The organism is Stenotrophomonas sp. STEN008 (assembly GCF_056760435.1).
Map to the genome: position 1 here is coordinate 47,952 of NZ_JBRRET010000013.1, position 23,625 is coordinate 71,576.

17 protein-coding genes, 3 tRNA genes and 1 pseudogene are annotated in these 23,625 nt (G+C 67.8%); 14 read left to right on the plus strand and 7 right to left on the minus strand.

The features are described 5' to 3' along the window. The 5 genes from ACVOME_RS08770 to ACVOME_RS08790 all read left to right on the plus strand — a co-directional run bounded on the left by ACVOME_RS08770 (window position 1) and on the right by ACVOME_RS08790 (window position 5,924). Window positions 1-867 (plus strand): hypothetical protein, encoded by an 867-nt coding sequence (locus ACVOME_RS08770; protein ID WP_197571304.1) that lies wholly within the window; start codon window positions 1-3, stop codon window positions 865-867. A 31-nt stretch (window positions 868-898) separates the two neighbouring features. Beyond that, entirely contained in the window at window positions 899-1,270 is a 372-nt protein-coding gene (locus tag ACVOME_RS08775; RefSeq protein WP_180875666.1) for an arsenate reductase, read from the plus strand. Continuing rightward, a complete protein-coding gene (dapE, locus tag ACVOME_RS08780; RefSeq protein WP_346475561.1) occupies window positions 1,267-2,394 on the plus strand; it encodes a succinyl-diaminopimelate desuccinylase in 1,128 nt (375 codons plus the stop codon). The genes ACVOME_RS08775 and dapE overlap by 4 nt, the downstream gene beginning before the upstream one ends. A gap of 367 nt (window positions 2,395-2,761) precedes the next feature. Then, window positions 2,762-4,453: an asparagine synthase B gene (gene asnB / locus ACVOME_RS08785; protein ID WP_053518338.1), complete on the plus strand. Its 1,692-nt coding sequence runs from the start codon at window positions 2,762-2,764 to the stop codon at window positions 4,451-4,453. Window positions 4,454-4,535: 82 nt separating this feature from the next. After that, on the plus strand, window positions 4,536-5,924 hold the full coding sequence (locus ACVOME_RS08790; protein WP_414488198.1) for a cation:proton antiporter domain-containing protein: 1,389 nt from the start codon (window positions 4,536-4,538) through the stop codon (window positions 5,922-5,924). Between the two features lie 82 nt (window positions 5,925-6,006). On the opposite strand, the gene ACVOME_RS08795 is transcribed toward ACVOME_RS08790, so the two are convergent. Beyond that, window positions 6,007-8,334, minus strand: a complete 2,328-nt coding sequence (locus ACVOME_RS08795; RefSeq protein ID WP_481504987.1) for a penicillin acylase family protein — start codon at window positions 8,332-8,334, stop codon at window positions 6,007-6,009. A gap of 123 nt (window positions 8,335-8,457) precedes the next feature. Here ACVOME_RS08795 and bfr point away from each other — a divergent pair, with 123 nt between their 5' ends. Continuing rightward, entirely contained in the window at window positions 8,458-8,946 is a 489-nt protein-coding gene (bfr, locus tag ACVOME_RS08800) for a bacterioferritin (protein WP_053518345.1), read from the plus strand. A 210-nt stretch (window positions 8,947-9,156) separates the two neighbouring features. On the opposite strand, the gene parC is transcribed toward bfr, so the two are convergent. Beyond that, window positions 9,157-11,400 carry a DNA topoisomerase IV subunit A gene (gene parC / locus ACVOME_RS08805; protein ID WP_461290407.1) on the minus strand — a complete coding sequence of 748 codons (2,244 nt, stop codon included), beginning with the start codon at window positions 11,398-11,400 and terminating at the stop codon, window positions 9,157-9,159. Between the two features lie 59 nt (window positions 11,401-11,459). Beyond that, window positions 11,460-12,368 (minus strand): helix-turn-helix domain-containing protein, encoded by a 909-nt coding sequence (locus ACVOME_RS08810; protein WP_164150816.1) that lies wholly within the window; start codon window positions 12,366-12,368, stop codon window positions 11,460-11,462. 145 nt (window positions 12,369-12,513) lie between these two features. On the opposite strand from ACVOME_RS08810, the gene emrR reads away from it, so the two are divergent. Genes emrR through emrB form a run of 4 tightly spaced genes read left to right on the plus strand, consistent with a single transcriptional unit; the run spans window position 12,514 to window position 17,231 of the window. Beyond that, window positions 12,514-12,957, plus strand: coding sequence for a multidrug efflux system transcriptional regulator EmrR (emrR, locus tag ACVOME_RS08815; protein ID WP_053518351.1), 444 nt, complete (start codon window positions 12,514-12,516; stop codon window positions 12,955-12,957). Continuing rightward, the gene (gene emrC, locus ACVOME_RS08820; protein ID WP_459061785.1) at window positions 12,954-14,447 is read left to right on the plus strand and encodes a multidrug efflux transporter outer membrane subunit EmrC; all 1,494 of its coding nucleotides are present in this window, start codon (window positions 12,954-12,956) and stop codon (window positions 14,445-14,447) included. The genes emrR and emrC overlap by 4 nt, the downstream gene beginning before the upstream one ends. Before the next feature lie 11 nt (window positions 14,448-14,458). Continuing rightward, window positions 14,459-15,637: a multidrug efflux MFS transporter periplasmic adaptor subunit EmrA gene (gene emrA, locus ACVOME_RS08825; RefSeq protein ID WP_053518354.1), complete on the plus strand. Its 1,179-nt coding sequence runs from the start codon at window positions 14,459-14,461 to the stop codon at window positions 15,635-15,637. A gap of 7 nt (window positions 15,638-15,644) precedes the next feature. Continuing rightward, a complete protein-coding gene (gene emrB, locus ACVOME_RS08830) occupies window positions 15,645-17,231 on the plus strand; it encodes a multidrug efflux MFS transporter permease subunit EmrB (protein ID WP_053518356.1) in 1,587 nt (528 codons plus the stop codon). Window positions 17,232-17,407: 176 nt separating this feature from the next. Here the strand turns inward: emrB and ACVOME_RS08835 are convergent. Together ACVOME_RS08835 and ACVOME_RS08840 are read right to left on the minus strand one after the other, a co-directional pair. Beyond that, window positions 17,408-17,492, minus strand: a tRNA-Leu gene (locus ACVOME_RS08835). A gap of 50 nt (window positions 17,493-17,542) precedes the next feature. Then, window positions 17,543-18,442, minus strand: a complete 900-nt coding sequence (locus ACVOME_RS08840; RefSeq protein WP_279924338.1) for a LysR family transcriptional regulator — start codon at window positions 18,440-18,442, stop codon at window positions 17,543-17,545. Between the two features lie 100 nt (window positions 18,443-18,542). On the opposite strand from ACVOME_RS08840, the gene ACVOME_RS08845 reads away from it, so the two are divergent. Beyond that, window positions 18,543-19,289, plus strand: coding sequence for a sulfite exporter TauE/SafE family protein (locus ACVOME_RS08845; protein WP_065174710.1), 747 nt, complete (start codon window positions 18,543-18,545; stop codon window positions 19,287-19,289). Window positions 19,290-19,352: 63 nt separating this feature from the next. On the opposite strand, the gene ACVOME_RS08850 is transcribed toward ACVOME_RS08845, so the two are convergent. Next, window positions 19,353-19,437: transfer RNA gene (locus ACVOME_RS08850), tRNA-Leu, on the minus strand. 130 nt (window positions 19,438-19,567) lie between these two features. After that, window positions 19,568-19,652, minus strand: a tRNA-Leu gene (locus tag ACVOME_RS08855). Between the two features lie 359 nt (window positions 19,653-20,011). On the opposite strand from ACVOME_RS08855, the pseudogene rnr reads away from it, so the two are divergent. The 3 genes and pseudogenes from rnr to rlmB all read left to right on the plus strand — a co-directional run. Next, window positions 20,012-22,240 (plus strand): annotated as a pseudogene (rnr, locus tag ACVOME_RS08860) (ribonuclease R); the annotation flags it as partial. Window positions 22,241-22,270: 30 nt separating this feature from the next. Continuing rightward, the gene (locus ACVOME_RS08865) at window positions 22,271-22,765 is read left to right on the plus strand and encodes a GFA family protein (protein WP_481504988.1); all 495 of its coding nucleotides are present in this window, start codon (window positions 22,271-22,273) and stop codon (window positions 22,763-22,765) included. A gap of 91 nt (window positions 22,766-22,856) precedes the next feature. Next, complete coding sequence (gene rlmB / locus ACVOME_RS08870) at window positions 22,857-23,600, plus strand: 23S rRNA (guanosine(2251)-2'-O)-methyltransferase RlmB (RefSeq protein WP_481504989.1); 744 nt, start codon at window positions 22,857-22,859, stop codon at window positions 23,598-23,600. Window positions 23,601-23,625: the final 25 nt, after the last annotated feature.

Sequence of the window (23,625 nt, forward strand, 5' to 3'; positions counted from 1 at the left end):
ATGACTGCGCCGGACGACCTGGCGCAGTCCGCGATCTACCGGCATCCGTTCGACAACGTGTTCGCGCGGATGCTGCCGCGCCTGCTGCACGCACCGCGCTGGACCCGGCTGCGCCGCGCACTGTCGCGGCGCTGGCCGATGCCGGCGCTGGCCAGCGATGTGCGCGATGTGATCTACGCCAGCTGGTGGGTCGATGTGCGCCATGCGCCGTCACCGCCACCTGGCCATCACTACGTGGTCCATGCCGGTCGTACGCCTTACACCATCCTCAGCTATCGGCACGGTCACTTCGGGCCGGCCCTGGCCGGCCCTCTGCGGGCGCTGATGCCATCGCCGCAGCAGAGCAACTGGCGCTGGTACCTGCGCCGCGACGACGATCCGGACGGCACGCCGGTCGTGCTGTTCGACCGCAACGTGATGGATCAGCTGGCCTTCGTCGCCGGTGCGCGTGCCTTCAGCGATGCCATGCAACCTCACCTCTCCGTGCGCTTCGCGCATGTGCTCGAGGCCGATGGCGGCGGCCATACCCTGATCGAAGGTGGGCACGGCAGCGCGCCGGCGCTTCGACTGCAGTGGCAGGTTGCCGCAGGCTGGGACGATGCCACGTGGTCGGCGGCCTTTGGCGGCCATCACGCCCTGCTGCGTTTCCTGACCTGCCAGGACGAGGCCATCGCCCGTACCTGTGACGGGCACTGGGCCAGCACCCGCATCGACCTGCCGGTGGAGCTGACCCATCTGCGGCCGCTGCACCTGCAGGGTACGCTGCAGTGCCCACGCTTGCAGGCGATGGGCGTTGCGCTGCCCGACGGGCTGGCCTTCCACCTGCCACGCGTGCTGTTCCGGGTCGTGTCCGAGCGTCTGTTGTGAGATTCTGACCCTCTGTTTTCCAGCATTGCCGATGGCCATGAGCACCACTGTCTACGGATTGAAGAACTGCGATACCTGCAAGAAGGCGACCAAGTGGCTGGACCGCTTCGGCGTGCCATACACCTTCGTCGACTACCGCGAGACCAAGCCCGGCCCGGAAACGCTGGTCGAGTGGGCCGCGCAGCTGGGCGGCCTGTCCGCGATGGTCAACCGGTCATCGACCACCTGGCGGCAACTGCCGGACAACCGCAAGGCGGCCGCCTCCGATGCCGAGTGGAAGCTGCTGCTGCGCGAGTACCCGCAGCTGATCAAGCGCCCGCTGGTGGTGACGTCCGACGGCAAGGTCAGCCAGGGATTCAGCGACAACGGGTTCAAGGCGCGCTTCGGCGTGGGTGGCGCGTGAGCGCGGTGCTGGACCTGGCCTGCGAGCTGATCGCACGGCCATCGGTCACGCCGGACGATGCCGGCTGCCAGGCGCTGCTTGCGGCGCGGCTGCAGCGTGCAGGGTTCGACTGCGAGCACCTGCGCCTGGGCGACGTCGACAACCTCTGGGCGACCCATGGCAGCGGTGCGCCGGTGCTGGTCCTGCTGGGCCACACCGACGTGGTGCCACCGGGACCGCGCGAGGCCTGGCAGAGCGATCCGTTCGTCCCGAAGATCCGCGATGGCGTGCTGTACGGCCGTGGCGCGGCCGACATGAAGGGCAGCGTAGCCGCGTTCGTGATCGCGGCCGAGCAGTTCGCCGCAGCCCACCCTCATCATGCGGGAACGCTGGCGGTGCTGCTGACCAGTGACGAGGAGGGCGATGCGATCGACGGCGTGCGCCATGTCGCGCGCCTGTTCGCAGAGCGTGGCCAGCGCATCGACTGGTGCATCACCGGCGAACCCTCGTCGACCGCAACGCTGGGCGATCTGCTCCGCGTCGGCCGCCGCGGCAGCCTGTCGGCGAAGTTGCGCGTGCAGGGCGTGCAGGGCCATGTGGCCTACCCGGAGAAGGCACGCAACCCGATCCACCAGGCGGCGCCGGCGTTGGCCGAACTGAGTGCGCGGCGCTGGGACGAGGGTTACGAGAGCTTTCCGCCGACCAGCCTGCAGATCTCCAACATCCATGGCGGCACCGGTGCCAACAACGTGATTCCGGGCGAGCTGGAAGTGGATTTCAACGTCCGCTACAACCCGCATTGGGATGCGCCGAAACTGGAAGCGGAGATCATCGCGGTGCTGGACCGTCACGGCCTGCAGTACACGCTGAAGTGGCACCGCAGCGGCGAGCCGTTCTACACGCCCGAAGGCACGCTGCGTGCCGCCGCGCGCGCCGTGCTGGCCGATCACATCGGCGGTGCGCCGGAAGAAAGCACCGGTGGCGGAACGTCCGACGCCCGCTTCATCGCGCCCTTGGGCGCGCAGTGCATCGAAGTGGGACCGGTCAACGCCAGCATTCACCAGGTGGACGAGAACGTGCGTGTGGACGAGCTTGAGGCCCTGCCGGGCCTGTACCTGCGGCTGGTCGAGCGCCTGCTGGTGTGAGGCACGACGCCGGGCCAGGCCCGGCGCCCCCCGTTGGCGACGGGTTCGCCCGGGCCAGCCCCGGCGGACCCCCCCCCTGGTTGCCAACGCAACTGTTGCGCGGCCCCGGAAACCGGGTTAGGGTCGGGTCATGTCGATCCGCCTGGCCACCGCCGTCAACAACAACCGCAATAATCTGCGCGCGAATAATCGTGCGCGGCCGATGCGGGACTGCGCCCTGGGTAGATAGACAGCAACACACGCCCGGACACCAGAAAACCCGCATCGGCCGATGCGGGTTTTTTTGTGCCCGGGCGCAGCGCTACCCGGGCCTGGATGGCCGGTCGAACACCTTGCCCCTCGTAGAACCGACAACAGGAGTTCCCCCATGTGTTCGATCTTCGCAATCTTCGGCCTGCAGGCCGGTGATGATCTTCCCGCCCTGCGCCGGCATGCGTTGGAGCTGTCGCAGCGGCAGCGTCATCGTGGCCCGGACTGGAGCGGCGTCTACCTTGATGAAGGTGCACTGCTGGTGCACGAGCGGCTGGCCATCGTCGATCCGGCGGGTGGCTCGCAGCCGCTGTTGTCGGCGGACGGTCAGCTGGCGCTGGCGGTCAACGGCGAAATCTACAACCATCAGCTGCTCAAGGCCGCGCTGGCCCACCCCTACGACTTCCAGACCGGCTCGGACTGCGAGGTGATCAACGCGCTGTACCGGCAGGGAGGCTCGCCGTCCCGCTGGCTGGAGCAGCTCAACGGCATCTTCGCCTTCGCGCTGTGGGACCGCGATGCCGGTCGCGTACTGGTGGCGCGCGATCCGGTCGGCGTGGTGCCGCTGTACTGGGGGCACGACGCGCAGGGGCGCCTGCGTGTGGCCTCGGAGATGAAAGCGTTGGTGGATACCTGTGCCGACGTTGCCCAGTTCCCGCCGGGTCATTACTACGACAGTGCCAGTGGCGAACTGGTGCGCTACTACCAGCAGCCCTGGCGCGAGTATGCGGACGTTGAAGGGCGCCAAGCCGATCTGGCCGAGCTGCGACAGGCCTTTGAACATGCGGTGGAACGCCAGCTGATGAGCGACGTGCCGTACGGCGTGCTGCTGTCTGGTGGACTGGATTCGTCGCTGGTGGCCGCCGTCGCCGCCCGCTATGCCCGCCGCCGCATCGAGGATGGCGGCCAGAGCGAAGCCTGGTGGCCGCGCCTGCATTCGTTCGCGATCGGGCTGAAGGGATCGCCCGATCTGGCCGCCGCCGCCGTCGCCGCCGAAGCGCTGGGCACCGTGCACCACGGCTTCGAGTACACCTTCGAGGAAGGCCTCGACGTGCTCCCCGAGGTGATCCGCCATATCGAAACCTACGATGTCACCACCATCCGCGCGTCCACGCCGATGTTCCTGCTGGCACGACGGATCAAGGCGATGGGGGTGAAGATGGTGTTGTCCGGCGAAGGCAGCGACGAGATCTTCGGCGGCTACCTGTACTTCCACAAGGCACCGGACGCGCGCGAATTCCACCAGGAGCTGGTGCGCAAGCTCGATGCCCTGCACAACTACGATTGCCTGCGTGCCAACAAGTCAATGATGGCCTGGGGCGTGGAGCCTCGCGTGCCGTTCCTGGACCGCGACTTCCTCGATGTGGCGATGCGCATCGACGCCGCGCACAAGATGGTCGGCAGCGGCTTCGGCGGTCGCCGTATCGAGAAGGCGGTGTTGCGTGAAGCGTTCGATGGCTATCTGCCGGACAGCATCCTGTGGCGCCAGAAGGAGCAGTTCAGCGATGGCGTCGGCTATGGCTGGATCGATGGATTGAAGGCGCACGCCGAGGCGCAGGTCAGCGACCGGGTACTGGCCGCCGCCGACAAGCGCTTCCCGCACAACCCGCCGCAGACCAAGGAGGCGTACTACTATCGCCACCTGTTCGAACAGTTCTTCCCGAGCAGGGCCGCGGCCGAAACGGTCCCGGGTGGAAAATCGATCGCCTGTTCCTCGCCGGCCGCGATTGCCTGGGACGCGAGTTTCGCCGCAGCGGCCGATCCGTCCGGCCGGGCGATTGCCGGGGTACACGAGCAGGCCCTGGCGTGACCGGCAGCGCCAGGCTACGCCCGGCGGGCGCGCAGCGTCGGCGCAGGCAAGGACGTATCATCGCCCCCCTGCACATTGGGGAATGTTCATGGACGTACAGAGCGAGGGCCGGGCGCCGCCGATGAAGTGGGGGTGGCGCTACGTGGCCTGGGCCGGGCTGCCGTTGCTGGCCGGCCTGCTGCTGGCGCGGTATGCCGGGCCGGCGGCGCCTGAAGCGGTCGCACGCGCCACGGTTGCCGACGAAGGCAGCTGGGCCCGGCATCTGTCATCGCCGCTGGGCCTGTTCCTGCTGCAGCTGCTGGTCCTGCTGCTGGTGGCCAAGGGCGCGGGAGCGCTGCTCAAGCGCTTCGGCCAGCCGGCGGTGATCGGCGAAATGGCGGCAGGCCTGATGATGGGCCCGTTGGTGCTGGGCAGCCTGTTGCCGCAGTTGCATGGCGCGCTGTTCCCGGCGGCGTCGCTGGCGCCGTTGGGCCTGCTCAGCCAGCTGGGTGTGCTGATGTTTCTGCTGGTGGCCGGTGCCGAACTCGACCTGGCCGCACTGCGCGGACGACGGCGGTTCGCGTTCACCGTCAGCCACGCCGGTATCGCCGTGCCGTTCGTGCTGGGCGTGGCCCTGGCCATCTGGCTGTACCCGCAGCACGGTCCGCAGGGCGTGGGCTTCACGTCCTTCGCGCTGTTCGTCGGGATATCGATGAGCATCACGGCATTCCCGGTGCTGCTGCGGATCCTCGCCGATCGCGGCATCACCCATACGCCGCTGGGACAGACCGCCATTGCCTGCGCGGCACTCGGCGACGCCACGGCCTGGTGCCTGCTGGCGCTGATCGTGGCGGCTGCACAGGCCGGTGGCTGGCTGCCGGCAAGCCTCAACCTGCTGGGCGTGGTGGCCTTCGTGGCGCTGATGCTTGGCCTGGTGAGACCGTGGTTTGCCCGCCAGCAGGTCGTGGCAGGACGCGAAGGACGGTGGTTGCTGGGCATCCTGCTGTTGTCGCTGGCCAGTGCGCTGGTGACCGAGATGCTGGGCATCCATGCGTTGTTCGGTGCATTCGCTGCGGGCGTGGCGGTGTCATCCAATGCGCCGCTGCGCGCACTGCTGATGGCCCGCGTCGAGCCGTTCGCGGTGACCCTGCTGCTGCCCCTGTTCTTCGCCATGACCGGCCTGCGCATGCGCGCCGACGCACTGCACGCCGGCGACATCGTGCTGTGCCTGGTGGTGATCGCGGTGGCCACGGCCGGCAAGCTGCTGGGCACATTCAGTGCCGCCCGCAGCACCGGCCTGCCGGCCCGCGAGGCATGGCGGCTGGGAGCGCTGATGAACACGCGCGGCCTGATGGAACTGATCGTGCTCAACCTGGGCTATGAGCTGGGCCTGCTCGGGGATCGCCTGTTCGCGGTGCTGGTGATCATGGCACTGGTGACCACTGCGATGACCGGGCCGTTGTTGAACCTGATCGAGCGCCGCCGCACCTGAGCCGGTAGCGCCGGGCCATGCCCGGCGGCTTTGCTGTCCGTCCACGCTGCGCGCTCGCCGGGCATGGCCCGGCGCTACCCCTCTATCTCGCCGGCACCAGCGTCATCACGTGCTGGGCCTTGCCCGGCAGGAACGGCGAGGGGCGGCCATGCACCCAGTCTTCGTGGCCCGCGCCCCAGTAGGGGGACAGCGGGTGGCCACTCTGGCCACCGGGCATGTGCACGATGCCGTCGGCTTCGTGACCGGGGGAGACCACCATCCGCTGCGAAGCACCGAAATCCGGGGCCTGCACCCGTGGCATGTCGCGGTCGCCGGGCAACGGCTCGGCCGGCATGCACAACGCGCGGCGTGCGAAGGCGGGCAGGGCGCGACTGACCGGGTGGCAGATCGACGCGGTGTTGCGCTCTCCCCAGCGGCGCTGGGCCAGCGGTCCCTGGCTGGCAAGATCTGCTTCCAGCTCACGTGCGGCCTTCGCCAGCAACGCATCCCAGCTGTCGATACCGGGTGGCAGCAGATGTGCCGGGCGCTGTTCCAGCATCGGCCAGACCACGCCTTCCAGCTCGGGCAGCCGCGGCGGCAGGTAATCGGCGCCCAGCTGTGCGCGGGCAGGCGCGAGCAGCGCACCTTCCACCGCATCGAGCACCTTGCCACGGAAGCCGCGGGTGATGCGATAGCTCACCGAGTCCACCGATGCCCGTCCTTCCCAGTGCGCATTGGCTGCATGCAGGCGCTGCAGTGCAGGGTCGCTGCTGTGTGCGGTGATCTGCTGCAGCAGCGCCCACCAGCGTTGCAGCATTACCGCGCGGTCATCGAGCTGGATCGCCAGCAGGTCGTGCTCATCGAAACGGTCCTGGACCGCCAGCAGGTCGCGGATCTGCCGCGCGCGGGCGCCAAGGTCGTAGCCGCCATTGCCGGCCACTGCCAGTGCGCCGCCGTCCAGCACGCGGCCATTGGCGGTCCACAGACGGTGGTTGGCGGGATCGATCAGTGCGGGAGCAGCGTCGCTGCGCAGCGACCAGGGTGCGCAGGCGTCATTGCGCGCTGGCGCGTAGCCGGCCGCCGCACATCCGGGGCCACGGTCCGGACGGGCGCCGATCAGACGCCAGGCGATGCGCCCGCTGCGGTCGCCGATCACCAGGTTCTGTGCAGGAATGCCGGCGCGGTCGGCCACGCGCAGGGCCTGGTCCAGGTCGCCCGCGCGGGCCATGTCGGCGAAATCCAGGCGCACCGCGCCGGGCAGATGTGCGACCCAGCGCAGTGCGTCGCCGCTGCCATCGGCGTGGGTGTGCAGGATCGGCCCCCAGGCGGTCTCGCGCACCGGGAACACCACGTCATCCTGGCCGGCCACGGCGATGCGCTCTTCATGCACCGTCACCGGGGCCGTGGCCGGTTCGTTGCGGAAATCGGCGGTGTCGATGTAGCTGTTGGTGAACCCCCAGGCGACATGCCCGTTGCTGCCGACGATGACGGCTGGCAGACCGGGCAGCGAGAAGCCGCTGATGTCGACCTGGCCACCGGCCGCCTGCGGATCGGGATAGCGCAGGCGCACGCGGAACCAGAGGCCGGGTGCACGCAGGCCCAGGTGCATGTCGTCGGCAACGATCGCACGGCCATCGGCAGTGAGGGCGCCGGCCACGGCGAAGTTGTTGCTGCCCACTGCGCCGGCTTCCACCGGCACGGGGGCGGGCGAGGCGGCCAGCGTGCGCAGATCCAGTTGCCCTGCATCGGGCAGCAGGGCATTGCCGCGCGGCTCGCCGAACAGGGGCGCATCCCATTCGCTGCCCTGGTGCGCGATCAGCGCATGCAGCGCCGGTGGCACCACCGCCTGGATGCGGCTGAGCGCCAGTTCAGTCCGGTTGCCCGGATCCTGCAGATCGGCGTACATGGCCAGCCCGGCCAGCACGCTGTCGCTGGCGGTCCACGGCTGCGGCGCCTGCCGCAGCAGCAGGTAGGCCCACGGGCGCACGGAGAGATCGGCCAGGCCCTGGTTGACCCCATCGACATACGCGTTCACCGCCGCGGCGTTGCTGCCCAGGGCGGCCTCCAGATGGGCGTCGGTCCGCGCGCGCAGGCGATGAACCCGCATGCGCTTGTCCACCTCGATGGCCTTCGGGCCGAACAGCGCAGCCAGTTCGCCGGCCGCGCTGCGCCGCATCAGGTCCATCTCGAAGTAGCGCTCCTGCGCGTGGACACGGCCGAGCGCACGCATGGCGTCGGCCTGGCTGCCCGCGGTGATGGTGACCACACCCAGCGCGTCGCGCTCGACAGTGACTGCTGCGCTTAGGCCGGGCAGGGCATGTTCACCTTCCAGATCGGCCAGGCTGCCGCGCAGCAGCAGCCACGCTGCCAGGGCCACCACCAGCAGGATGGCGATCAGCACGCCGAGCAGCCAACGCCATGTACGTCGCATTGCAGGTCCTTTCCGAACGCCGGGGCCGATTGTAGCCGCAGGCGCAACTGCGACTGATTCCGATTAGATCACCGTATCCCGAAATGGGGCACCCTATGCCGCATCGATTCAAAGGAGCCCCCCATGAAAGGCAACCCGGACGTCATCGCCTGCCTGAAGGAACTGCTGCGCGGCGAGCTTGCCGCGCGTGACCAGTACTTCATCCACTCCCGCCGTTACGAGGACCAGGGCCTGTTCGCGCTGTATGAGCGCCTGAACCACGAGATGGAGGAAGAGACCCAGCATGCCGACGCGCTGCTGCGCCGCATCCTGTTCCTTGGCGGTGATCCTGACATGCGCCCGCACCTGACCGAGCCGGGTACGACGGTGGAGGAGATGCTGCAGAAGGATCTGGACACCGAGTACGCCGTGCGCAACAACCTCGCCGCCGGCATGAAGCTGTGCGAAGAGAAGGGCGACTACGTGAGCCGCGACATCCTGCTGGCGCAGCTGAAGGACACCGAAGAGGACCACGCCTGGTGGCTGGAGCAGCAGCTGGGCCTGATCAAGCGCATCGGCCTGGAGCTGTACCAGCTGAGCAAGATCGACGGCAGCGGCGCCCCGGCGCACTGAACCGGTACCGTCGCCCGCCAGCACCGGAGCATCGCTCGCCAGCCTTCGCCCGCCAGCCGCTCCACCGCCCGCCAGCCGACAACGAAAAAGCCGGGGAATGCCCCGGCTTTTTCGTGTCTGGTGCTGCGTTTCGGTAGCGCCGGGCCATGCCCGGCGGGCAGAGCTGGGGTCAGAGCCCTTTCCGTTGGAAAGGGATCCGACCCCGCTGCGTCATTCCACTGACAGGCCTTCGACCTTCTGCCAGCCACGCGGCAGCAGGTGGCCGCGGGTCGCCCGCGCGCCGAGGTAGGCATCGAGCTCGTTGAACTTCAGGCCCATCGTGCGCTGGCCGGCGCGCACCTGCAGGGTCTGCCCCGGCCCGATCGCCACGATGGCGACCACGCGTTCCGTGGCCAGCTTGGCCTTGGGGATCTCGATGATCTTGTTGCCCTTGCCCTTGTCCAGTTCGGGCAGATCGCTGGCCGGAATCGCCAGCAGGTTGCCCGAGCTGGTCACCGCCACGATGCGGTCGCTCTCGACATTGGCGACCACCGCCGGCGGCAGCACCGATGAGCCGGCGGAGAGGTTCAGCATCGCCTTGCCGGCCTTGTTGCGGCTGATCAGGTTCTCGAAGCGGGTGACGAAGCCGTAGCCATGGCTGGACGCGAGCACGAAGCGTGCGTCCGGCTCGGCGCTGGCCAGGGTGACGAAGCTGGTGCCGGGCGCCGGCGAGAAACGGCCGGTCAGCGGCTCGCCGTTGCCCCGCGCAGAAGGCAGGGTGTGCACCGCCGTTGAATAGGCCCGGCCTTCGCTGTCCAGGAATGCGACCTGCTGGGTGCTGCGCGCGCGCACGGCGCCCTGCAGCGCATCGCCATCGCGATAGGACAGGGCCGACGCGTCCACGTCATGACCCTTGGCGGCGCGGATCCAGCCCTTCTGCGACAGCACCACCGTCATCGGCTCGCTTGGCACCAGCTCGGTCTCGTCGATGGCCTGCGCCGCCTGGCGCTGGACCAGCGGCGAGCGGCGCTCGTCGCCGAACTTCTTCGCATCGGCCTGCAGCTCGTCGCGGATCAGCTTCTTCAGCTTGGCCTTGCTGTCGAGGATGCCGATGATCTTCTCGCGTTCCTTGGCCAGCTCGTCCTGCTCGCCGCGGATCTTCATTTCCTCCAGGCGGGCCAGCTGCTTCAGCTTGGTCTCCAGGATGTACTCGGCCTGTTCTTCGGACAGGCCGAAGCGCGCGATCAGTGCGGCCTTCGGTTCGTCCTCGGTACGGATGATATGGATCACCTCGTCCAGGTTGAGGAAGGCCACCAGCAGACCTTCCAGCAGGTGCAGGCGGCGTTCGACCTTCTGCAGGCGATGCTGCAGGCGGCGGGTGACGGTGTTGCTGCGGAACGTCAGCCATTCGCTGAGCAGCATCTTCAGGTTCTTCACCTGCGGACGGCCGTCCAGCCCGATCACGTTGAGGTTGACGCGGTAGCTGCGCTCCAGGTCGGTGGTGGCGAACAGGTGGCCCATCAGCTGCTCGGCATCGACGCGGTTCGAGCGCGGCACCAGCACCACCCGCACCGGATTGGCGTGGTCGGATTCATCGCGGATGTCTTCCAGCCACGGCAGCTTCTTGGCGCGCATCTGCGCGGCGATCTGCTCGATCACCTTCGAGGGCGATACCTGGAACGGCAGTGCGGTGACCACGATGTTGCCGGCTTCACGGCTGAACGTCGCGCGCGCACGCACGCTGCCGTTGCCGGTCTCGTACAGGGTGCGCAGATCGTTGGCGGCCGTGATGATCTCGGCGCTGGAGGGATAGTCCGGGCCTTTCACGTGCTCGCACAGGTCGCGCACGGTGGCGTCCGGATCGTCCAGCAGGTGCAGCAGCGCGCTGACGATCTCGTTGAGGTTGTGCGGCGGCACATCGGTGGCCATGCCCACGGCGATGCCCGTGGTGCCGTTGAGCAGCAGGTGCGGCAGGCGGGCCGGCATCCACGTCGGCTCCTGCAGCGTGCCATCGAAGTTGGGCGCCCAGTCGGTGGTGCCCTGGCCCAGTTCGCCCAGCAGCACTTCGGCGATGGGGGTCAGCTTGGATTCGGTGTAGCGCATCGCCGCGAACGACTTCGGGTCGTCGCTGGAGCCGAAGTTGCCCTGGCCCTCGATCAGCGGATAGCGGTAGGAGAACGGCTGGGCCATCAGCACCAGCGCCTCGTAGCACGCGCTGTCGCCGTGCGGGTGGTATTTACCGATGACGTCACCGACGGTACGTGCGGACTTCTTCGGCTTGGACGCGGCATTCAGCCCCAGCTCGCTCATCGAATAGATGATGCGGCGCTGCACCGGCTTCAGGCCGTCGCCGACGAACGGCAGGGCGCGGTCCAGGACCACGTACATCGAGTAGTCGAGGTAGGCGCGTTCGGCGTACTCGCGCAACGGCAGTTGTTCGAATCCGTGGAACACGGGGCGGGCAAGTTCGGTCATGCGGCGTTGTTACCTATGTCGGGAGGCGGCGACGGCGGTCGCCGCTCGCAATCCTGTGATTATCCGGATGCGGCCGGGGATGCCAAGCCGCGCGCAGGGTCCAGGCCGGTTTCGAGCCCATTCCCGGCCCGCGCCAGGTAGCGCCCGGGCGGCAGGCCGAAATGGCGGCGGAACACGGTGACGAAGGCGCTGGCGCTGCTGAAGCCCAGCGCATGGGCGATATCGGCCACGCTGCGGCCATCGGTCAGCTGCCGCAGCGCTTCGGACAGACGGGCCTGCTGGCGCCACTGCGCGAAGCTCAGCGTGGTCTCGTCGCGGAAGTGGCGGGTCAGGCTGCGCGGCGAAAGCCCGGCCCAATGCGCCCATTCGGCCAGGCTGCGCTCGTCGGAGGGATCGGCCAGCAGCTGCGAGGCGATTTTCAGCAGGCGCCGATCGTGCGGCATCGGCAGGTGCATGCGCTGGCGCGGTGCGGTGCGGATCTCATCCAGCAGAACCTCGATGATGTGCTGGTGCTCGGGCGTGGCGACCTGGTCGAGCGACCAGCCGCAGATCCGGTCCGCCAGTGCCTGCGCCAGCCTGGACAGGCCCAGCACGCAGGGGGCGGCGGGAAGGGCAGTGCAGGCCGGCGCGGCCAGCGCCATGCCCCAGCCACGCAGCGGGCCGTCCAGGGCGACCGTGTGCGGTTCCAGGGGCGGCATCCAGCCGGCCGAACCGGGCGCCAGCGACCACGTTCCATGCGAGGTGCGGGTGGTCAGCAGGCCGCGCTCGACACAGATCAGCTGCGCACGCTGGTGATGGTGCCAGTCGACTTCACGGGCGAGCCCCTGCGGACTGTCGAAGCGGAAACCGACGACCGGCGGGCCATCGTTGCGCTCGAACCAGTCCAGCGCCTCGTTGTGCAGCAGCTGCCGGGCCGGCGCGATGTGCTCCTTGTTCATCCTGTCCGCTGGCTGGAATGTGTCATTCATTGGCTTGATGGTACTACCGGGCCATCCTGGGGCGCCATTAAGGTAGGCGCCTTCACTGATCCAGCCCGCTGCTGCAACACAGCATTCGATGCCAGATCGAATATTTCCATTGAGAAATATTTTTTTTGGAAGAGAATGCACTCCCATGATCTGTCCTGCAACCACTCCCCCCAGCTTCGGCCTGCTGCTGCGCCAGGTGCGCGACGGCCTGGTCCGCCAGCTTGACGCGTCCATGGCCGAAGAAGACCTGGGCATCGGCTTCACCCACTACATCGGGTTGAAGGTGCTCTCGAACATGGCCCCCTGTACCGCCAACGAACTGGCCCAGGCCATCGACCAGGTACCCAGTGCCGTCACCCGCCTGCTGGACAAGCTCGAAGCCCTGGGCTGCGTTCGCCGCGAGGCACATGCGCAGGACCGCCGTGCGCTGCAGATCGTGCTGACCGATGAAGGCCGCGCACTGTGGGCGCGCTTGAAGCTGCGCGGCGACGCGGTGATGGATTACGCCCTGCGCGATCTGTCCGCCGACGAGCGCACGCTGCTGTTGTCCCTCCTGACCCGAATCCGTGATTCCCTGACGACCCCATGAACCCGATCCCGCATTCCTCATTCCGCCGGTCCGGGCGCGCGCTGCTGCTGTCGGCGCTGGCGCTGGCGCTGGCCGCCTGTGCCAGCAGCCGCGGCCTCGAACCGCAGGCCCGCCTGCTCGATGTGGACAGCCTGCACAGCGAGCGCACCCTGGCCGACACCGATCTCAGTGCCACCGGCTTCCCCGCACAGGACTGGTGGAAGGCATTGGGCGATGCGCAGCTGGACGCGCTGATCGCCGAAGGCCTGGCCGGTCATCCGAGCCTGGACGCCGCCGACGCACGTCTGCGCCAGGCGCAGGCCAAGGTCGGTACCGCACGCGCTGACCGCCTGCCCAGTCTCTCCGTTTCCGGCGGCTATACCGGGCTTCGCCTGCCCGAGTCGATGGCCGGCGACGAGATCGGTGGCCACTACGCAGGCAGCAGCCAGGTCGCTTTCGACTTCAGCTACGGCATCGACCTGTGGGGCGGCAAGCGCGCCGCCTGGGAAGCGGCCGTGGATGGCGCGCATGCCGCCACCGTGGAGGCCCAGGCCGCACGCCTGAATCTGTCCACCGGCATCGCCCAGGCCTATGCGGACCTTGCTTACGCGTGGCAGCTCGACGATGTCGCCGAGGAAGAACTGACGCGGTCGCAGAAGTCGCTGGAACTGACCCGGCAGCGTCGCCGCGCTGGCATCGACAGCGATCTGCAGGTGCGCCAGGCCGAAGCCCGCGTGCCCGCCGCGCAACAGCAGGTGCAGGCCGCGCAGCAACGTATCGACGCCGCCCGCACCGCATTGGCCGCCCTGGTCGGCAAGGGCCCCGACCGTGGCCTGACGATCGAGCGTCCGCATCCGTTGAATCCGACGGCCCTGCAGCTGCCAGGCGTGCTGCCCAGCGAGCTGCTCGGCCGTCGTCCTGACATCGTCGCCGCACGCTGGCGCGTGGAAGCGGCCAACAAGCAGATCAAGGTCGCCAGGACGAAGTTCTACCCGAGCCTCAACCTGACCGCCCTGGCCGGCGTGGTTGCGCCGAATGTCGGCGATCTGCTGCAGAGCAGTTCCACCTTCGCCTACATCGGCCCGGCGCTGAGCCTGCCGATCTTCGAAGGCGGCAAGCTGCGCGCCAACCTGGCCGACACCGATGCGCAGTACGACCTGGCGGTGGCCAATTACAACCAGGCGGTGCTTGACGCACTGCGCGACGTGGCCGACCAGGTCAATGCGGTGCGCTCGCTGGCGCAGCAGGCGCAGTCGCAGCAGCAGGCCGTGGACACGGCGCGTGCAGCGTTCGACCTGGCCGGGCAGCGTTACCGCGCCGGCATCGGCAGCTACCTGGATGTGCTGTCCGCACAGTCCACCCTGCTGCAGTCACAACAGCAGCTGGCCAGCCTGCAGTCGCAGCAGGTGCAGACCTCGGTGCGCCTGAGCAAAGCGCTGGGCGGGGGCTTCCAGCCCAGTGATGCCGATCGCGCGCCGCTTGCCTCCCATTCCGATTCCTCGCATTCCTGAAGATCCCCGCCATGAGCCAGACCCAAGACACTGCGGCCCCGGCCGCCTCCAACCGCCGCAGCAACCTGCTGCGGGGCCTGTTCGTCATCGTCGTGCTGCTGCTTGCCGCACTGGCGCTGTGGTATTTCATGTTCGGCCGTTGGTTCGAAGAAACCGACGATGCCTACGTGCAGGGCAACCTTGTACAGATCACCCCGCTGGTGGCAGGCACCGTGGTCGCCATCAATGCCGATGACGGCATGCGCGTGGAGCGTGGCCAGCTGCTGGTGCAGCTGGACCCGGCCGATACGTCCGTGGCCCTGCAGCAGGCTGAAGCCAACCTGGCCAAGACCGTTCGCCAGACCCGTGGCCTGTATCGCAGCGTGGAAGGCGCGCAGGCAGACCTGAATGCCCGTCAGGTGACCCTGAAGCGCGTGCGCGAGGACTTCGCACGCCGCAGGGATCTGGCCGCCACCGGTGCCATCTCCAACGAAGAACTCGCCCATGCCCGCGATGAGCTGGCGGCGGCGGAAGCAGCGGTGGCCGGTTCGCGCGAGACCGTCGAGCGCAACCGTGCGCTGGTCGACGATACGGTGATCGCCACCCAGCCCGACGTGCAGGCGGCCGCCGCGCAGCTGCGCCAGGCCTACCTCAACAATGCCCGCGCCGGCATCGTCGCGCCGGTCACCGGTTATGTGGCCCGTCGCTCGGTGCAGGTGGGCCAGCGTGTGCAGCCGGGTGCCGCACTGATGGCCGTGGTGCCGACCGAGCAGATGTGGGTCGAGGCCAACTTCAAGGAAACCCAGCTGCGCCACATGCGCCTGGGCCAGGAAGTGGAGCTGAAGTCTGACCTGTACGCCGGCGATGTGAAGTACAAGGGCCGCGTGCAGAGCCTGGGTCTGGGGACCGGCTCGGCGTTCTCGCTGCTGCCGGCGCAGAACGCCAGCGGCAACTGGATCAAGATCGTGCAGCGCGTTCCGGTGCGCATCGCCATCGATGCCAAGCAGCTTGCCGAACATCCGTTGCGTATCGGCCTGTCGATGAAGGCCGAGGTGAGCCTGCGCGACCAGAAGGGCGAGGTGCTGCCGAGCGCCCCGGCCAAGGGCACGGTGTTCGACACCGACGTCTATGCCAAGCAGCTGCATGATGCCGACGAGGTGATCCACTCGATCATCCAGGGCAACGTGCCGCAGCAGTCGAAGGTGGGCTGAGGTCGCCATGTCCGCCCAAGCTCCAGCCGCGCCCGGAAGCCCGGGCGCACCGGCGGCGCCGGGTGCGGCCGCCGGGTTCCTGCCGCCTAGCGTGGCCCTGTGCACCGTGGGCCTGGCGATGGCCTCCTTCATGCAGGTGCTCGACACCACCATCGCCAACGTCTCGCTGCCGACCATCGCCGGCAATCTCGGCGCCAGTTCGCAGCAGGCGACGTGGGTCATCACTTCGTTCGCGGTCAGCACGGCCATCGCACTGCCGCTGACCGGCTGGCTCAGCCGCCGTTTCGGCGAGCGCAAGCTGTTCGTCTGGGCCACGCTGGCCTTCGTCATCACCTCGCTGTTGTGTGGCCTGGCGCAGAGCATGGGCATGCTGGTGGTATCGCGCGCCCTGCAGGGCTTCGTGGCCGGCCCGATGTATCCGATCACGCAGTCGTTGCTGGTCTCGATCTATCCACGCGAGAAACGCGGGCAGGCGTTGGCGCTGCTGGCGATGATCACCGTGGTCGCGCCGATCTGCGGGCCGATCCTCGGGGGCTGGATCACGGACAACTACAGCTGGGAATGGATCTTCCTGATCAACGTGCCCCTGGGCATCTTCGCCGCGCTGGTGGTGGGCAACCAGCTGAAGGGCCGTCCGGAACACGTGGAGAAGCCGAAGATGGACTACGTCGGCCTGATCACGCTGGTGATCGGCGTCGGCGCACTGCAGCTGGTGCTCGACCTGGGCAACGACGAGGACTGGTTCTCCTCCACCCGGATCGTGGTGCTGGCCTGCGTGGCGGTCGTGGCGCTGACAGTTTTCCTGATCTGGGAACTGACCGACAAGGACCCGATCGTCGACCTGAAACTGTTCCGCCACCGCAACTTCCGCGCCGGCACGCTGGCGATGGTGGTGGCCTATGCCGCATTCTTCAGCGTGGCCCTGCTGATTCCGCAGTGGCTGCAGCGCGACATGGGGTACACGGCGATCTGGGCAGGGCTGGCGACGGCGCCGATCGGCGTGCTGCCGGTGATCATGACGCCGTTCGTGGGCAAGTATGCCTCGCGCTTCGACATGCGCATGCTGGCGACCATCGCCTTCGTGTTCCTGTCGATGACCAGCTTCCTGCGCTCGGGCTTCAATCTGCAGGTGGACTTCCAGCACGTGGCCGGCGTGCAGCTGATCATGGGCATCGGCGTGGCGCTGTTCTTCATGCCGGTGCTGCAGATCCTGCTGTCGGATCTGGATGGTCGCGAAATTGCCGCGGGTTCGGGCCTGGCCACGTTCCTGCGCACGCTGGGCGGCAGCTTTGCAGCATCGCTGACCACCTGGCTGTGGGCACGTCGCACGCAGGTGCACCACGCCGATCTGACCGAACACATTTCGGCCTATCAGCCGGGCATGCAGGACCAGGTTGCGGCGATGGGGCAGGGTGACCTGCAGCATGGTGCAGCGGTGCTCAACACCATGATCAACCACCAGGCATCGCAGATGGGCTTCAACGACATCTTCTTCCTGCTGGGCTGGATCTTCCTGGCCATCATCACCTTCCTGTGGCTGGCCAAGCCGCCGTTCGGTGCCGGTGCTGGTGCAGCGGCCGGTGGCGGGCACTGAAACTGCCCGCAAACACGGCGCCGTATGTCGACCCCGCCGCAAGGCGGGGTTTTTGTCTGTGGTGAGTTCTGCCAGGCGGCGTTCGCGCAACGCGCGGAAGGCGTCGCCCTTGCGTTGACGCTGCGGATTCCGGAAACGAAAAAACCCGCTTTCGCGGGTTTCATCATCATGAGTCGTGGTGCCCAGGAGAGGACTCGAACCTCCACGGTTTTACCCGCTAGTACCTGAAACTAGTGCGTCTACCAATTCCGCCACCTGGGCGACTCAGGAGGGGAATTCTGCGGTACGGCATCGGATGTGTCAACACCATTTCATGCTTTTTTCTCCGCTTCCACGCCGAGGTGCAGCAGCAGGCTGCGCATCGCTGTCGACAGCCGTGTCCAGTCGGCGAAGCAGGCGCACAGGCGGCGCTGTGCCCACGCATCCGCGAGGGGCACTGCCAGCGCCTGTGTCGCGCGGCGGTGCTGGCGCGCGATGGTGCGCGGCACGATACCCACGCCGATGCCGTGACCCACCATGATGCACACGCCTTCGAAGGTCTTCATGCGGATGCGCACGTCCAACCGATGGCCGATGTCGCGTGCCTGCGTTTCGATGTAGGTCTGCAGCGCATTGCCATCGGCCAGCGCGACGAAGGTTTCGCTGGCCACATCGGCGAAGGCCAGCGTGCGACGGGCCGCGAAACGATGGCCTGCGGGCAGCAGCATCACCAGGGGATCCTCGGCAACGACATGGCGTTGCAGGCCGGTTGCCTCGACCGCATCACTGATGATTCCCGCTTCGGCCTGGCCAGCGGTCAGGGCGCGGACCACTTCAGGGCTGGTGCGTTCGTGCAGTTCGACGTGCAGGCGTGGGCGTTCGGCCAGCCAGGGAGCCAACCGGGAAGGCAGGTAGCTGGTCAGTGCGGCGGTGTTGGCATACAGGTGCAGGGTGCCGCGCGCGCCCTTCGCGAAGGCCTGCAGTTCGCCCCGCAGCTGTGCCTGTTGATGCAGGATCTGGCGCGCGTGGTGGGCGAGGGCGGCACCGGCTTCGGTCAGGCTCACGCCGCGCGGGTGACGCACCAGCAGCGCGGTGCCCGCGTCGTTCTCGATCGCCCGCAGGCGTTCGCTGGCAGAGCCCAGCGCCAGGTTCGCCTGCGCGGCGCCTGCGGTGATGCTGCCGGCGTCGGCCACGGCCAGGAACAGGCGCAGGTCGGCGATGTCCATCCGCATGTCACGGCCCTCGTTGCGTGCCGCCTGCCTTCGGGTCAGCCGAAGGGTGAGGCGCATAAGCCGCATTGTGCGCGGAAGGCGCGCCGGTTCCAATGACGGCATGAGCGAGACGACATTCTTCTATGGTCTGCTGGTCGCCGTGTTCATGCTGGCGGGGGTGGTCAAGGGCGTGACCGGCATGGGCCTGCCGACCGTGGCGATGGGCCTGCTGGGAGGGGCGCTGTCGCCGGTGGCGGCGGCGTCGATGCTGTTCATTCCGACCTTCGTCACCAACGCCTGGCAACTGCTGGCCGGGCCATCACTGGGGCCGATCGTGCGACGCCTGTGGCCGATGATGCTGGCCGTGGTGGTGGTGACCCTGGGCGCGGCGACGTTGCTGGTGCGGGTCGACCGCACGTGGTCGCGCGTGGCGCTGGGCGTGGCGCTGGTGGTGTATGCGCTGTACGCCTTGGTTGCGCCGGTATTCCGTGTGCCGCAGCGGCGTGAGCGCTGGCTGGGCCCGCTGGTGGGGGCGATGTCCGGCGTGGTGACCGGGGCGACCGGAGTGTTCGTGATGCCGGCGGTGCCGTACCTGCAGTCGCTGGGGCTGCAACGCGAAGAGCTGGTGCAGGCGCTGGGCCTGGCGTTCACGGTGTCGACCCTCTCGTTGACGGGCGGGCTGGTGCTGCACGGCGCATTCGGTGTGCAGCAGCTGGGATTGAGCGCGCTGGCGGTGTTGCCGGCGCTGGCGGGCATGTGGCTGGGGCAGGTGATCCGGCAGCGGATCAGTGCGCGGGTGTTCCGCGTGTGCTTCCTGGGCTTCCTGCTGCTGCTGGGCCTGGAGCTGGTGCTGCGACCGCTGTTCTGATCCCGTTGGCTGGCGCCCGGACATGAAAAAACCCGCTTTCGCGGGTTTTTCTCAGTCTCGACGTGGTGCCCAGGAGAGGACTCGAACCTCCACGGTTTTACCCGCTAGTACCTGAAACTAGTGCGTCTACCAATTCCGCCACCTGGGCGTCGAGGAGCGAGATTATGGGGTGCCGTGACGGGGGTGTCAACACCCTTGTGAACGCCCGGCCACGCTGCGGAACGACGGCAGGAAACGCGGGCAAAAAAAATCCCCGCCGAGGCGAGGAGATTTTTCGTTGGTGCCCAGGAGAGGACTCGAACCTCCACGGTTTTACCCGCTAGTACCTGAAACTAGTGCGTCTACCAATTCCGCCACCTGGGCGTTCCAGAGGCGCAATTGTGAAGATGAATCCGCAGGCTGTCAACGACTTCGCGGAGTTTTTTCACGTGGCGCCTGCAAGCGGGTCGCTGACCGGTTCTGCACGCCGTCAGCGGCTACCATGGAGGGCGATGACTACCAAAAAACCAAGCAAGGGCGGGAGCAAGTCCCGCAGCCAGGCCCCGAAGAAGGGCGCCAAGACGGGTGCAGCCCGTACCTCCCAGCCGGGCAAGCCACTGCCGGGCTGGTTCCCGGAACTGGGGGGGGGCGGCGCACCGCCGCGCGGTCGCCCGGGCCGTGGTGGCGACGCCCCGGGACCGGCGCCGGGCCGCAAGCTGCCGCCGGCCGGCAAGGTGATCGAGGATCCCTACGCGTCCCGCGAAGCCGAGAAATACGAACAGCCCATCGCCAGCCGCGAGGCCATTCTGGCCCTGCTGGAGCGCTGCGAAGGGCCGCAGACTGCCGAGGAGCTGGGTGCCCGCCTGGGCCTGACCGCGCCGGACCGGGCCGAAGCGCTGTCGCGCCGGCTGGGTGCGATGGTCCGTGATGGCCAGCTGGTGCAGAACCGCCGTGGAGGTTTCGCGCCGGTGCAGGCGCTGAGCCTGGTCACCGGTGTGGTGATCGCCAATCCGGAAGGATTCGGGTTCCTGCGCCCGGTCGAGGGCGGCGACGACCTGTTCCTGCCGCCCTATGAAATGCGCAAGGTGATGCACGGCGACAAGGTGCTGGCGCGTGTCACCGGCATCGATCATCGCGGCCGCCGCGAAGGCAGCATCGCCCGCGTGCTCGAGCGCGGCATGACCCGCCTGATCGGTCGCTTCAGCATCGAGATGGGCATCAATTACGTGGTGCCTGATGACAAGCGCGTGCAGCGCAACGTGCAGGTGCCGCCTGATCAGACCGGAGGTGCGCGTGATGGCCAGCTGGTGGTCTGCGAGCTGACGCAGGCGCCGGACAGCCGCCGTCCGCCGATCGGCCGCATCATCGCGGTACTGGGTGACAAGCTGACCGCCTCGCTGGTGGTGGAGACCGCCATCCACGGCCACGAGCTGCCGTTCGAGTTTCCGCAGGAGGTGCTGGACGAGGCCGCCGCGGTGCCGCTGGTGGTCGAGCCGGCGATGATCGGCGACCGCGTCGACCTGCGTCGCACGCCGCTGGTGACCATCGATGGCGAGGATGCCAAGGACTTCGACGATGCGGTGTATTGCGAGCCGAACGCGGAGGGATTCCGTCTGGTGGTGGCCATCGCCGATGTCTCCAACTATGTGCGTCCGGGCACGCCGCTGGATGAGGAGGCGCAGAAGCGCGCTACCTCGGTGTACTTCCCGGGCTTCGTCGTACCGATGCTGCCGGAGACCCTGTCCAACGGTATCTGCTCGCTGATGCCCAAGGTCGACCGCATGTGCTTCGTCTGCGACATGCAGATCGACCGCGATGGCCAGGTCGTCCACTCGCGCTTCTACGAAGCGGTGATGAATTCGCACGCACGCCTGACCTACACCCAGGTGTGGCAGGCCGTGGGCGAGGACGATGCCGGCGCAAAGGCCGTCATCGGCGATCTGCTGCCCCAGGTGCAGCGCCTGCACCAGCTGTACAAGGTGCTGGCCAAGGCACGTGCCAAGCGGGGGGCCATCGAGTTCGAGAGCAGCGAAGTGCGCTTCGTGCTGGACAACCGTGGCGAAGTCACCCAGGCCGGCATGCTGGTGCGCAACGACGCGCACAAGCTGATCGAGGAATGCATGATCGCCGCCAACGTGGAGGCGGCGAAGTACCTGCTGTCGCACCATGTGCCGGCGCCGTACCGCGTCCACGAGAAGCCGCCGGAGACCAAGTACGCCGACCTGCTGGAATTCCTCAAGGAGTTCAAGCTGAGTCTGCCGCCGTGGTCGAAGGTGCGCCCCGGTGACTACACCAAGCTGTTGAAGAAGATCCGCGACCGTCCCGATGCCACCCTGCTGGAGTCGGTGCTGCTGCGCAGCCAGAGCCTGGCCGTCTACAGTCCGGACAACCACGGTCACTTCGGGCTCGCGCTGGAGGCGTACGCGCACTTCACTTCGCCGATCCGCCGCTATCCCGATCTGCTGGTGCATCGCGCGATCAAGCATGCGTTGTCGGGCAAGCCGCTGGACAAGTTCACCTACACCGCACGCGAGATGGCAGCGCTGGCGCTGCAGTGCTCCGAGCGCGAGCGCCGCGCTGACGAGGCCGAACGCGAGGTCGACGAGCGTTACCGGGCCGCGTGGATGGAGAAGCATGTCGGCGGTCAGTTCGATGGCGTGATCAGTGGCGTGACCAGCTTCGGTCTGTTCGTGGAACTGGACGATTCCAAGGTGCAGGGCCTGGTCCATGTCACCCAGCTGCCGCAGGATTATTACAAGTTCGATGCGACCCGCAAGACACTGACCGGTGAACGTCGTGGCAGCAGCTACCGGCTGGGTGACCGCGTGCGCATCCTCGTACTGAAGGCCAGCATGGAAGAGCGCAAGATCGACTTCCGGCTGGTCGAACACAAGGGCGAGGAAGAAGAGGCAGGACTGTCGCCGCTGCCCGAACGCGGCAAACCGGCCAAGCGCAGGAAAGAGAAGTACTGATCCGTAGAGCCCGTTCCGGAGGAAAGCAGCATGCAGGGCCAACCCGAGTACAGCGGCGGCTGCCAGTGCGGTGCCATCCGCTTCCAGGTGCGCGGTGAGCTGTCCGACAGTTCGATCTGCCACTGCCGGATGTGCCAGAAGGCCTTTGGCGCGTATTACGCGCCTTTGGTCTCGGTGCGCGGCGTGCAGTTCAGCTGGACCCGCGGCCAGCCGCGCTACTTCCAGTCCTCCAATGTGGTCCGGCGCGGTTTCTGCGGCGACTGCGGCACGCCGCTGACCTATGAAGCCCCCGACGGCATGGCCGTGGCGGCGGGGGCGTTTGACCAGCCGGACCGGTTGCCGCCGACGATCCAGTACGGTGTCGAGCGCAAGCTGCCCTTCGTCGATGCCCTGGGCAGCCTGCCGGCACGGCGGACGGAGGAGGACGTGGCGGCACTGGACTTCCTGGCTGCGATCGTTTCCCACCAGCATCCCGACCACGACACGCCACACTGGCCGCCGCGCAGCCGTTCAGCCGACGGGTGAACGGCGGGTAGCGCCGGGCCTGCCCGGCGAGCGCGAAGCGCGGCCGTCGCCGATGCTCTACCATAGCCACCCCCTTTCCGGTCCCGCCCGCATGAGCAAGAACAGCCAGTGGATCGTCGGCGTCAACGCCGTCGCCTCCTCCATCGAGAACGACGCCGAGAACGTCCGCGAAGTGCTGGTCGAGGCCGGTGCGAAGAATCCACGCCTGACCGAAATCGAAGAGAACGCGCGCCGCAAGGGGATCGATGTCCGCCGGGTCACCGCGCAGGCGCTGGACGGCGTTGGCGGTGCGGTCCGCCACCAGGGCGTGGCCGCGCGCTATGCCGCTGCGCGCACCTACAGCGAGAATGAACTGGAAGGCCTGGTCACTGCCGCTGAAGGCCGGGCCCTGCTGCTGGTGCTGGATGAGGTACAGGACCCGCACAACCTGGGCGCCTGCCTGCGTTCGGCCGCGGCGGCCGGTGCCACTGCGGTGATCATTCCCAAGGACAAGTCGGCGACGGTGAATGCCACCGTGCGCAAGACCTCGGCCGGCGCCGCCGACCGTATCCCGGTGGTGGCCGTGACCAACCTGTCGCGCTGCCTGAAGGATCTGCAGAAGCAGGGCGTGTGGATCTACGGCCTGGCCGGTGAAGCGACCGCGTCGCTGTACGATCTGGACCTGAAGGGCAACATCGCCCTGGTGCTGGGGGGTGAAGCCGACGGCCTGCGCCGCCTGACCCGCGAGAACTGCGATGGACTGGTCAAGATCCCGATGCCGGGCGAGATCGAGAGCCTGAACGTATCGGTCGCCGCGGGCGTCAGCCTGTTCGAGACCGTGCGCCAGCGCGGCTGATCGTCCCGTGGCAGCGCCGGGCCAT

Excerpts from the sequence above, each read along its gene's own strand:
- ACVOME_RS08770 (WP_197571304.1), top strand. The coding sequence starts at position 1 with ATGACTGCGCCGGACGACCTGGCGCAGTCCGCGATCTACCGGCATCCG.
- ACVOME_RS08775 (WP_180875666.1), top strand. The coding sequence starts at position 899 with ATGGCCATGAGCACCACTGTCTACGGATTGAAGAACTGCGATACCTGC.
- asnB (WP_053518338.1), top strand. The coding sequence starts at position 2,762 with ATGTGTTCGATCTTCGCAATCTTCGGCCTGCAGGCCGGTGATGATCTT.
- ACVOME_RS08790 (WP_414488198.1), top strand. The coding sequence starts at position 4,536 with ATGTTCATGGACGTACAGAGCGAGGGCCGGGCGCCGCCGATGAAGTGG.
- ACVOME_RS08795 (WP_481504987.1), bottom strand. The coding sequence starts at position 8,334 with ATGCGACGTACATGGCGTTGGCTGCTCGGCGTGCTGATCGCCATCCTG.
- bfr (WP_053518345.1), top strand. The coding sequence starts at position 8,458 with ATGAAAGGCAACCCGGACGTCATCGCCTGCCTGAAGGAACTGCTGCGC.
- parC (WP_461290407.1), bottom strand. The coding sequence starts at position 11,400 with ATGACCGAACTTGCCCGCCCCGTGTTCCACGGATTCGAACAACTGCCG.
- ACVOME_RS08810 (WP_164150816.1), bottom strand. The coding sequence starts at position 12,368 with ATGAATGACACATTCCAGCCAGCGGACAGGATGAACAAGGAGCACATC.
- emrR (WP_053518351.1), top strand. The coding sequence starts at position 12,514 with ATGATCTGTCCTGCAACCACTCCCCCCAGCTTCGGCCTGCTGCTGCGC.
- emrC (WP_459061785.1), top strand. The coding sequence starts at position 12,954 with ATGAACCCGATCCCGCATTCCTCATTCCGCCGGTCCGGGCGCGCGCTG.
- emrA (WP_053518354.1), top strand. The coding sequence starts at position 14,459 with ATGAGCCAGACCCAAGACACTGCGGCCCCGGCCGCCTCCAACCGCCGC.
- emrB (WP_053518356.1), top strand. The coding sequence starts at position 15,645 with ATGTCCGCCCAAGCTCCAGCCGCGCCCGGAAGCCCGGGCGCACCGGCG.
- ACVOME_RS08840 (WP_279924338.1), bottom strand. The coding sequence starts at position 18,442 with ATGCGGATGGACATCGCCGACCTGCGCCTGTTCCTGGCCGTGGCCGAC.
- ACVOME_RS08845 (WP_065174710.1), top strand. The coding sequence starts at position 18,543 with ATGAGCGAGACGACATTCTTCTATGGTCTGCTGGTCGCCGTGTTCATG.
- ACVOME_RS08865 (WP_481504988.1), top strand. The coding sequence starts at position 22,271 with ATGCAGGGCCAACCCGAGTACAGCGGCGGCTGCCAGTGCGGTGCCATC.
- rlmB (WP_481504989.1), top strand. The coding sequence starts at position 22,857 with ATGAGCAAGAACAGCCAGTGGATCGTCGGCGTCAACGCCGTCGCCTCC.